Consider the following 10,696-nt stretch of genomic DNA (forward strand, 5'->3'; position numbering starts at 1 on the left):
TTCTCTTGTTGGCGATCCAAAGACTGGTCTCACCATAGTCAGCCGACGACGTTTTTTGAAGTTTATTACCGTGATGATCGACATTCAGCGGATGGATAGAGCCTTGCTTGCCCCGATTCCTGTAGGAGCAGAGCTTGCTCGCGAAAGCGATTTAACGGTCAAACAGCTCTGTTGGGATGTGCTGGCCTCTTCGCGAGCAAGCTCGGCTCCTACAAGGGATTGAGGTGAGCCTGAGTCCAGTGACGGACTTCGGCGTAGGGGTATTCTTCCAGTGCCGCATACCCGGGAATCGCCCGCGCCTTGAGCTTAGTAAACAATGGCACGCTGATCCCGCACAAAAACCGCGTCAGCCGTTCAGCTGTCGGCACGACGCCGGTGTGTTGTTCATGCCTGTGGATAAAATCACCGCACAGCGCCGCGAAGTTTTTATCCACAAGCGGCGGCAACTCCGGCGGCGCCGGCAAGCGTGCAACCTGCCCATGACACACCGAACAATGCCCACAACGCTCGGGCGCATCGTGGTCACCGAAGTACTCGGCCAGTCGATAACCCAAACACCGCTCGGTAGCGAAAACCTCAAGCATCGCGTGAATCCGCGCCACTTCGGTCTGTTCATGTCGAGTGAAGTAATCGTGCAACTCGCCACTCAACACGTCACTGTCAAAGTCGCTGTGCAGCAGGCTGTAGACCTCGGTCATCTGCTTGCTTTCAAGCTCGACCCAGCCCTTCTCCTGAAAATAATCCAGCGCCGTCACCACGCGATTACGCTCGGCTGAATACTGTTCGTACATCGCGTCGAAACTCACCGTCGCCCATGTTCGTGCGCGATTGGAGGTCTGAATAATCGCCGCGACAAAATCCCTGCGCTCACCCTCGAAACGCGAGAGCAATGCGTCCGGTTCCACCAGGTATTTGAAGCGGTACTCGGCGTAGTAGGCGTAGCGCGGCGCGATCAAACCGCGCAGCTCCAGTTGCACCAATAATGTCTTCAGCGGCAACGAACGAATGTTGCTTTGATCCGCCAACGGCCCGAGCAAAAACTCCCACTGCCCGTCCGGCACCGAAGCCTTCAGTTCGTCGAGCACATGACGAATGCCATCGCGCTCTGGCGTATCGCCGTAGACGAAGTTTTCTAGCACGTTGAGGCTGTCGCGGTTGGCCAGCACCAGACAGTCCGAGGGCTGCCCGTCTCGCCCGGCGCGGCCGATTTCCTGACTGTAGTTTTCGATGGATTTGGGCAGGTCGAAGTGCACCACATTGCGTATATCACTCTTATCGATGCCCATGCCGAACGCGATGGTCGCGACGATGCAATTGGACTGCCCGGCCATGAAACGTTTCTGGATCGCTTCACGCTTATCGTGGGGCAAACCGGCGTGATACGCCTCGGCCTGAATGCCGTTGCGCTCAAGGTGTTCGGCGATGTGTTCAGCGGTTTTCTGCAAGGTCACGTAGACGATGCTGGGCTGCCCCGGGCGCTCACTCATCCACTCCACCAGACGCCGACGTTTGTCCTGACCGCGCACCGGTTCCACCAACAGATTGAGGTTGGGCCGGTAGAAACCGGTGGTCACCACATCCTCTGGAGCGATGGCGAATTTGCTCTGCATATCGACGATGACTTTCGGCGTCGCAGTAGCCGTCAGCAGTAAGGTTTGCGGGATGTTGAACTGCCGTTGATAGTCCGGCAGCTTAAGGTAATCGGGACGGAAATTGTGGCCCCACTCGGAGATACAGTGCGCCTCGTCCACCACCAGCAAGGAGATCGGTACCTGCTGCAAAAAGTTGCGGAAGCGCTCGTTCTTCAAGCGCTCAACCGAGATCATCAGGATCTTCAATTCACCCGTTCGAGCACGCGCCATCACGTCATTGGCGTCTTCGCGGCTCTGCGCAGAATCAATGCTGCCCGCTGAAATGCCGTGGCGTTGCAGGAACGCCAATTGATCCTGCATCAGCGCCAGCAATGGCGAGACCACCAGCGTCAGGTGCGGCAGCAACAACGCCGATATTTGATAGCAAAGGGACTTGCCGGAGCCGGTGGGAAAAATCGCCGCCGCCGAGCGCCCGGCCAGCACTGCGCTGATCGCGGCCTCTTGTCCGGGACGAAACTGTGGATAACCAAAAACCTGTTCCAGGGTGTTGTGCATTCGCTGTCACTCCTTTGACCGCTGCCATGCCAACAGCCTAGCGGGCAATCGCAGCGAGTCGAGAAAAGGTCGGGGCCAAATCGATTCGGAATGATACAGCGGTCACGTAAATTCTGTGGGAGCAGCCTGCACGCCCGCCGTTTTCCCTTTAAGCGCGTGTCAGACGTTTGCAAACGCCCTACAGATTCTGTCGCGCACCGGACCGCCGTGTACGGCGAATTACCTGACAAGCAGGTAGGAATTTTCCGCGTAGAGGTTTTGCCTCGAATATGCCGAAAAATCACGTAGGGAAAATCCGTAAAACCCGAAAAATCCCCTACAAACACTGTCCATTGCGGCCGTCTTGTCCCGCTGCGCAACGCCCTTCTATAGTGGCCGGCGCGGCTGAAAGCACTCTGTCGGCCGACCCGAGCGTCTTCGAACAGGACAAGCCTCACCATGATCGACCGTTACCAGCCACTCAAAACCTGCTACAGCGAAAAACCCGTGATGCTGATCGACACCGCCGCCAGTCACAGCGATTTGCTCGATGCCGCCGATCAACGCTTGCGCGCCGCCAGTGATCTGCTGGAAACACTTTACTGTATGTGTTTCAAACAGGCCGATGCGAAAGATATACCGCATATCGTCAATGCGCTTTATTTATTGGTGCAAGATGGCTGCGACCTGCTGCAAGTTGCCAAACTTCAACTTAAATAACTCGACCTCAATAAAAAACCACAAACCCGGATACAACCCAGCGCTTTATTAATGAGTAGGACGCACACTAACTTGTTGGCTCTTATATCCAACAAGGCCAACATCATGACAGTCGTCACTATATTTTTTTGCGGCACAGGTTCTAACAAGTTCGATACCCAACATGAAAAATTCTGGGACGGCGAACTGGTTTCCACCCTTGCCTCGCGCCATACAGGCCGCGAGTTCGCTGAATGGATCGTCGTCGACGGCCCCGGCAGCGGCAACCTGCAGGCCGATGATCTATTCACCGAAAACAAGGACTACGGCCTCAGCGGCACACTGTTCGGCAAAGGCTGGGAAGAAAACGTGCAACACGCCATGAACATCATCAAGGGCCAATGTGAATGGCAACGTGAACAACTCACCGAAGCCGAATACAACCGACTTAAAGCCGCCGGCATTCCCATTGAAGATGTAAAAGTCGAAGGCTCTTGGTTCTGGCGTAAATATAACTACGGCGACCGCAGCGTCACCCAGCAGAAGTTACAGGAACAAATCATCAAGACCTTCCGTAAAGGCGGCGTTATTCCGACCACGGTTAACCTGGTGGGCTGGAGTCGTGGCGGTATTAGTTGCCACATGCTGGCCAACGCGATGCTCAAGGACAGCGCACTGCAAAACATTCCGGTGAATATTTTTGCCATTGACCCGGTGCCGGGCATCGCCAACTTTCAGGAGCAACGCGTCAAACTCGGCAGCAACGTCAAAGAGTACGTCGGCGTCTACGCCCGCGACGAGCGCTCCAAAGGTTTCAGCTGCGTGATCCCGCAAACAGCCACCGGCACCAAAACCTCCATTTATCCAATGGCCGGTCGCCATGCCACCCTCGCGGGCAACGCCACGTCCACTGGCGGCGTGCCGACCAATACCAGCGACCTGAAAGTGCTGACCGAACCCGGCCGCATCGTTCGCCACCTCGCCGAGATCTGCCTGACCCGCTGGGGCACAACACTCGACAAAACCCTCAACCTGACCCAGACCGACCTGGAAAACCTCACCAACGGCATCGCCCGCGACGAGGCCAGATATCAATTTATGCACAACTATTCCTACACCTACTTCACCGAACTGGATCAGGGCGAACGTTATGTTTCCCTCGGCAGCAAAGGCGTGCCGTTCTCGACTGTGAAAGGCCCGATTTACCAACCGGCGACAGGGTTGGCGACGAGTTTGCTGGATATTTCGGCGTATGCGCATTTGCGTTGAAAAACGTTGAAGGATCGGTAGGAACGTCCGATGCAATCTTCGTCCCGTTCCTACAAGGACAGACCGCTTTGTCGACTATCGGGATTTGAGGGCGCGAATCTATAGTTGTGACTGTCGCTGCCAATCAGCGACTCGGGCTTGGTCACCCGAATGGATCGTGCGCACGCATGCGCTGTATGCTGCCGGCACTCAATTGCCTGCAGTTTATGGTGACTGTGTTTGGGACACCTTCGGGTGTGCCGGGTATGTGCACGATCCTCACCGGTTGACCAACCCGAACACAGTCGCCTCCTGTCGCTTGGTCACGATGTGGTGGCTTCTCCCGGAAGCAATTGAGGATCAATAAAATGAAAACATGGAATCAATTCACCACTGATCGTTACCAAACACTCGAATCCAATCTCACTGACACCAACCCACTGATCATCGACACAGAAGCCAACCCGCAAGACATCCTCGAATGCGCCGTCCAGCGCTTACGCGCATCAAGCGACCTGCTACGCACCCTCTACTGCCTCAACTTCAAACAAGCCGACGTCGAAGACATCCCCCACATCACCCACGCCCTCTATCTGCTGACGCAGGATGGTTGTGATCTGCTGCAAGTTGCCCAGCAGCAAATGCTCAACTGGAAAGCTCCGACCGGAGCTTGAGTGATCACACAGCTCTCACCTATTCGTCGAGAGCGGTAAATAAGGCAATTGACCATCGGAGTAACCATGAGCAAGTTTTTTGATGAGCTGATGGAAAGCGTCCAGGAAATGGACGAGATCTTACGCAGGGAGCGTCACGCTTCCAGTCCGACCTTTACACCGGAAACAGACGACAAGACCGCTTTGTCGTCTGAGCAAAAGCAAGCCTACTACGACAAGGTACGCCGCTCGAACTACTTGGCCAGCCTTCATATTGAAGGTTTGGAAACCCAGCGCACCGATACCGACAAGCCGCTTCCTTTACGTGAGTCAGCCCTAGAAAACACAGTCGAAACAAAAACTGACTGGCAATCACTACCCTCCTTTAAGTGGAAGTATTCTGGCTATATATCGTAAAAATAGTTGGAATAATGCCATTTAAAAACTTAAACACTGCAGATCCGCCCTGCCCCGCATTTTTCAACTTAAGTGCTATTATTCTGGCAGTTAAGGTTGAAAAATGAAGGAATACTGCCACATGGCCAAGAAAACAGCGCCGCTTTTGCCCTCTACTGCTCGACTTCTGGTCGACTTGGGCGAACGCCTGAAACTCGCTCGCCTGCGCCGGAAATTGACGGCCAAACAAGTCGCTGAACGCTCCGGCATGTCGCTGACAACCTTGCGCAATGTGGAGACGGGAGGATCAGGAGTGACCATCGGTGCCTACCTTTCGGTCATGCAAGTGTTGGGGTTGGAGAAGGATCTGAACAAACTCGCTGCAGCCGATGAGATGGGACGCCAATTGCAGGATGCGCAGTTAATGCCTGCAACACGATCCCCAGCCAAAAAGCCCCAGCGAGTACGAGCAGCCAGTGCGGTAAAAAAGGGCGCATCCGAACACGTCGGGACTTCAAACGTTACCGATGCCGCCACCACCACGAAAATTCCGGCTGACTTCCCACTCAACACACACTCACTTTCCAGCCTTTTGAACAAGAAGAAAAAGGCCGCCCCCCCAACAGGTGAAGAATGACGCTGATTGCTGTTTATGCAGACTGGGAATCCTTGAAAGGCGCCAGACGCCTCGGATTTTTGCATGCAAGGAAAACACGCAACACCAACGTGTTCGAATTTGAATACGACCCTAAGGCGCTGGCCGATCCCGAGTTGAGTTTCATAACTTTAGACCCGCGCATCGGCCCCTTCGAAGGCCGCCAATTCCCCGGGGAACATCAGAGCCGCTTTGGCGCCTTTGCAGACTCGAGCCCTGATCGTTGGGGCCAAATGCTGATGAAGCGCCGTCTAGAGAGGGACATTCGCGACGGCTCACTTCCCAGCAACAGCAAGTTGTTTGAATCCGATTACCTGCTTGGCGTGCACGACCTGTTCCGTGTCGGCGCCCTTCGCTACAAACTCAATGACGCAGGCAACTTCCTCGACGACCGCGACGGCGTTGCCGCCCCACCCTTTGTCGAACTACGCGCCCTAGAGCAGGCAAGTCTCGCCTTGGAAAACGATAGGGACAACACAGCCATCGATGGCCGCGAATGGCTAAGAATGCTCATTGCACCAGGCGGCTCACTGGGCGGCGCTAGGCCGAAAGCCAGCGTCGTCGACGAGTTCGGCCAACTGTGGATCGCCAAATTCCCAAGTATGAGAGATGACTACGATGTAGGTGGTTGGGAATTTGTAGTAAACGCTTTGGCGCTCAATTGTGGCCTACGTGTTGCCACCGGCATGGCCCGACGCTACGCAAGCGATCACCACTGCTTCCTGGTGAAGCGTTTCGACCGAACCGAACGCGGCGGCCGACATCACTTTGCATCGGCTATGACCATGACCAACCGCGTCGATGGCGACGACGCCTCAACCGGCGCCAGCTATCTAGAGTTGGCGGAAGTAATCATGGAACACGGCTCGGAACCCAACACCGACCTCCGTGAACTCTGGTCACGAATCGTCTTCAACATCCTCGTATCCAATACCGATGACCACCTACGGAATCATGGGTTTATTTTCGATCCTGGGCGGGGATGGCGATTGTCGGCAGCCTACGACATGAATCCGGTGGCGCATGCGGATGGGTTGAAGCTGAACATCACTGATTCTGACAACGCGTTGGACTTAGAGCTGGCGAGGGAAGTCGCTGGTTATTTTCGGGTTAGCCATGAGGATTCAGCAGACATCATTGAGCGCACTCAAGACGTGATCCGTGTTTGGTCGGAGATAGCTAATGCGCTTGGGATGTCCAGAAGTGAGCAGGAAAGGATGGCACCTGCTTTTCGTACCTTCTGATCACCCAAAAAAAAGCCGCCCCAAAAGGGCGGCTTTTTCATTCACATCAAACCAATCTTACAACTTCGGCCCGGCAGCCTTGATCGCGTCGCTCACTTCGAACTTCTTGAAGTTCTCGATGAACAGACCGGCCAGTGCTTTGGCAGCCTCGTCGTACGCAGCCTTGTCAGCCCAGGTGTTGCGTGGGTTGAGCAGGTTGGTTTCAACGCCCGGTACGGCCAGTGGCACGTCGAGGTTGATGGTGTCGAGGTGTTCGGTGTCAGCACCGATCAGCGCGCCGCTCTGGATCGCTGCGATCACCGCGCGGGTGGTCGGGATGTTGAAGCGTTTGCCGACGCCGTAGCCGCCGCCGGTCCAACCGGTGTTGACCAGGTAAACCTTGGAACCGAAGCCGCGGATGCGCTTGATCAGCAGCTCTGCGTATTCGCCAGCCGGACGCGGGAAGAACGGTGCGCCGAAGCAGGTGGAGAAGGTCGACTTGATGCCGCTGCCCGAACCCATTTCAGTCGAGCCCACCAGTGCGGTGTAGCCGGACAGGAAGTGGTAGGCCGCTTGTTCTTCGTTGAGGATCGACACTGGCGGCAGCACGCCGGTCAGGTCGCAAGTCAGGAAGATCACAGCGTTTGGCTCGCCACCGAGGTTCTGCTCGGAACGCTTGGCAACGTGCTCCAGCGGGTAAGCGGCGCGGCTGTTCTGGGTCAGGCTGACATCGGCGTAGTCGGCGTGCTTGGCGTCGTCGATAACGACGTTTTCCAGTACAGCACCGTGCTTGATGGCTTTCCAGATAACCGGCTCGTTCTTCTCGGAGAGGTCGATGCACTTGGCATAGCAACCGCCTTCGATGTTGAACACCACGCCTTCGCCCCAGCCGTGTTCGTCGTCACCGATCAGGTAACGGCTTTCGTCGGCCGACAGGGTGGTTTTACCGGTGCCGGACAGACCGAAGAACAGGGTCACGTCGCCTTCTTCGCCGATGTTGGCAGCGCAGTGCATCGGCAGCACGTCAGCGGCCGGCAGCAGGAAGTTCTGCACGGAGAACATGGCTTTCTTCATCTCACCGGCGTAACGCATGCCGGCGATCAGCACTTTTTTCTGTGCGAAGTTGAGGATCACGCAACCGTCGGAGTTGGTGCCGTCACGCTCAGGCACGCACTCGAAGTTGGCCACGTTTAGCACTTGCCACTCTTCACGGCCGGCCGGGTTGTACTGGGCCGGGTTGATGAACAGGCAACGACCGAACAGATTCTGCCAGGCAGTCTGGGTGGTCATCTTCACGGCCAGGTAGTGATCTTCAGCTGCGCCTACATGCACGTGGGAAACGAAGTGCTCTTGCGCGTTGTTGAACGCCTCGACACGAGCCCACAGCGCGTCGAACTTGTCGGCCGGGAACTTGCGGTTGATCGGGCCCCAGGCGATAGCAGCCTGGGTGGAAGGCTCTTCAACGATGAAACGGTCAACAGGCGAACGACCGGTGCGGTGACCGGTGCGAACAACCAGAGCGCCGGTATCGGCAAGCTCGCCCTCACCGCGATTCAAGGCTTCTTTTACCAGATCATCGACACTCAGATCGGTGTACACGGCGTTATTGGCTTGCGTCATGAGATTCCCCGTCGGCCAGTGGCCGAGTGTGCTCCAAACGTTTTGTAGTAGAAAGTCGTGCACTACTACCGCGACAAAAAGTGGGCCGGATTATGCCAGAAACGCCCAAAAAGAGTAGGGCCCTCCCGTCGTAACGGCGTAATTGCGCGTTTGAGCAGTGAATTTACCTGCGCTGAACCGTTTTAGTGCCGGGTATCGGATGGCGTGTCGACACCGGCGCCAGCGAACAATTGAGCGATATCCGCTGCATCGAACAGGTAGCGCTCGTTGCAAAACTGGCAATCGATCTCGACGGTGCCACCCTGTTCGGCGACCAACGCTTGCGCATCTTCCAGACCCAGACTGACCAGCGCATTGCCCGAACGATCCCGCGAGCAGCTGCAACGGAAGCGCAGATTCTGCACATCGAACAGACGCACCTGCTCTTCGTGGTAGAGGCGATGCAGCACGGTTTCGTTGTCCAGGCTAAGCAATTCATCGGCGGTCAGGGTGGTGGCCAGCGCGGTGATGTGCTGCCAACTGGCGGCGCGATCTTCTTCGTCTTTCAGACGATCGGCCGGCAATTGCTGCAGGAGCAAACCACGGGCGCGACGACCGTCGGCGAACAGCTTGAAGCGCGTACCGACCTGTTGCGACATGACGAAATAGTTGGTGAAGCAATCGGACAGGGTTTCGCCGTCGAGGTCGACAATGCCCTGGTAGCGCTGGCCGACAGTCGGGTCGACGGTCAGGGCCAGAACACCGTTCGGCATCAGGTCGGCGAGGGTGGCGTCCGGGGCGATCTGATCGGCGTGATAACGCGCCAGACCACGGATGTCGCGGTCGCTGGAGCACTCGATCATCAGCATCGGGATCGGGCCTTCGGAACGCGCCTGCAGAATCAGCAGTCCATCGAACTTGAGGGTGCCCACCAGCAACGAGGCGGCGGCCATCAGCTCGCCCAGCAATTGCGCAACCGGCTCCGGGTACGGGTGCTTGGCGAGGACTTCGGCGTAGCTGCGCTCAAGCGCGACCAGTTCGCCACGGGTGTCGCTGTCATCAAAGATGAAGCGTTGGGTGAAATCGGTATCCGGTAGGTCGGTCATAGGTCTGGGTATCTGAAAGTGGTGACAAAATGGTTACAAGACGTGAAAATTTGCGCTTCTTGGCACCCCTTTTGGTGCCGACTGCTCTGCCATGGGAGGCATTTTATGAACAATCCGGGTTTGTTCCAATCAAGGTGGAACCTCGGCCGGCTGGTTCTGTGCAACGTGGTGCCATTAGCACTACTGGCTTTCTGGTTATGGCCTACGGGCAACGCGCTGTGTGTGATTTTCGACGAGTGGCTGTTTCGCTCACTCAATACACCGCTGGCCAGCAACCCCATATGGCTCCACATCTGGGCAATTGCAAGTATGCGTCCGTTCGACATCGTCGTTGGCCTGATCCTGCTGACGCTGCTGATCAAGGGCGACTGGGTGTTCAAGGCGATTGACGTGCGCCGGGCTTTTTTCGGTTTTCTGTCAATTCTGTTGTTGATGGTGGTGATTCGCGCACTGTTTTCCAAGTTCGCCGACTACATGGATTGGCAGCACAGCAGTCCGTCGATGGTGCTTGAGGGCGCCGTGCACATCAGCGACTACTTCCCGGATCTGGAAAAAACCTGGGAAATTAAAGATCGCTCCAGCCAGAGTTTCCCCGGTGATCACGCCTCGGTGTTGTTGATCTGGGCGCTGTTCATGGGCGTGTTCAGCCGTACGGTCGGGCAGTTTTTGACGGTGTGGGGTTTGGCGGTGTTGTTCATGTTGCCGCGACTGGTGGCTGGTGCGCATTGGGGCCAGGACGATTACATCGGTGGGGTTTTGCTGGCGGTGTGGGCGTTGGGCTGGGGTTATTACACGCCGTTCGCGTATCACGCGGCGAATATCTGGTTGAAGGTGACGGCGCCGGTTTTTGCGCTGCTGGGCAAGTTGCCGGTGGTTTCGCGGATGAGTGTGGTGCGTAGCGCCTGATACCGCGTCGTCCATGGCGAGTGCTGCGCACTCGATCGCGGGCAAGCCTTGCTCCTACAAGTATGACTCACTGTAGGAGCAAGGC

General features: G+C 56.4%; 9 protein-coding genes and 1 pseudogene. 7 read left to right on the forward strand and 3 right to left on the reverse strand.

Going from position 1 to position 10,696, the window contains the following annotated elements; genetic code table 11:
* Window positions 1-209: 209 nt before the first annotated feature.
* Entirely contained in the window at window positions 210-2,147 is a 1,938-nt protein-coding gene (locus tag QMX93_RS19680; RefSeq protein ID WP_282357690.1) for an ATP-dependent DNA helicase RecQ, read from the reverse strand.
* Window positions 2,148-2,585: 438 nt separating this feature from the next.
* On the opposite strand from QMX93_RS19680, the gene QMX93_RS19685 reads away from it, so the two are divergent.
* The 6 genes and pseudogenes from QMX93_RS19685 to QMX93_RS19710 all read left to right on the forward strand — a co-directional run bounded on the left by QMX93_RS19685 (window position 2,586) and on the right by QMX93_RS19710 (window position 7,021).
* The gene (locus tag QMX93_RS19685; RefSeq protein WP_053116537.1) at window positions 2,586-2,846 is read left to right on the forward strand and encodes a hypothetical protein; all 261 of its coding nucleotides are present in this window, start codon (window positions 2,586-2,588) and stop codon (window positions 2,844-2,846) included.
* Window positions 2,847-2,951: 105 nt separating this feature from the next.
* Window positions 2,952-4,094, forward strand: a complete 1,143-nt coding sequence (locus QMX93_RS19690; RefSeq protein ID WP_282357691.1) for a hypothetical protein — start codon at window positions 2,952-2,954, stop codon at window positions 4,092-4,094.
* 347 nt (window positions 4,095-4,441) lie between these two features.
* The gene (locus QMX93_RS19695; RefSeq protein ID WP_282357692.1) at window positions 4,442-4,747 is read left to right on the forward strand and encodes a hypothetical protein; all 306 of its coding nucleotides are present in this window, start codon (window positions 4,442-4,444) and stop codon (window positions 4,745-4,747) included.
* 183 nt (window positions 4,748-4,930) lie between these two features.
* Window positions 4,931-5,065: pseudogene (locus QMX93_RS31050) on the forward strand (YhfG family protein); the annotation flags it as partial.
* A gap of 199 nt (window positions 5,066-5,264) precedes the next feature.
* Window positions 5,265-5,759, forward strand: coding sequence for a helix-turn-helix transcriptional regulator (locus QMX93_RS19705; protein WP_282357694.1), 495 nt, complete (start codon window positions 5,265-5,267; stop codon window positions 5,757-5,759).
* Window positions 5,756-7,021: a HipA domain-containing protein gene (locus tag QMX93_RS19710; RefSeq protein WP_282357695.1), complete on the forward strand. Its 1,266-nt coding sequence runs from the start codon at window positions 5,756-5,758 to the stop codon at window positions 7,019-7,021. The genes QMX93_RS19705 and QMX93_RS19710 overlap by 4 nt, the downstream gene beginning before the upstream one ends.
* 57 nt (window positions 7,022-7,078) lie before the next feature.
* On the opposite strand, the gene QMX93_RS19715 is transcribed toward QMX93_RS19710, so the two are convergent.
* Window positions 7,079-8,620 (reverse strand): phosphoenolpyruvate carboxykinase, encoded by a 1,542-nt coding sequence (locus QMX93_RS19715; RefSeq protein WP_053116533.1) that lies wholly within the window; start codon window positions 8,618-8,620, stop codon window positions 7,079-7,081.
* 182 nt (window positions 8,621-8,802) lie between these two features.
* The gene (gene hslO, locus QMX93_RS19720) at window positions 8,803-9,705 is read right to left on the reverse strand and encodes an Hsp33 family molecular chaperone HslO (RefSeq protein WP_008080485.1); all 903 of its coding nucleotides are present in this window, start codon (window positions 9,703-9,705) and stop codon (window positions 8,803-8,805) included.
* A gap of 105 nt (window positions 9,706-9,810) precedes the next feature.
* Here hslO and QMX93_RS19725 point away from each other — a divergent pair, with 105 nt between their 5' ends.
* The gene (locus QMX93_RS19725; RefSeq protein WP_282357696.1) at window positions 9,811-10,611 is read left to right on the forward strand and encodes a phosphatase PAP2 family protein; all 801 of its coding nucleotides are present in this window, start codon (window positions 9,811-9,813) and stop codon (window positions 10,609-10,611) included.
* The last annotated feature ends 85 nt before the right edge of the window (window positions 10,612-10,696 follow it).

Origin of the sequence: Pseudomonas sp. PS01303, from assembly GCF_029959385.1 — a bacterium.
Classification (GTDB): Bacteria; Pseudomonadota; Gammaproteobacteria; order Pseudomonadales; family Pseudomonadaceae; genus Aquipseudomonas; species Aquipseudomonas rustica.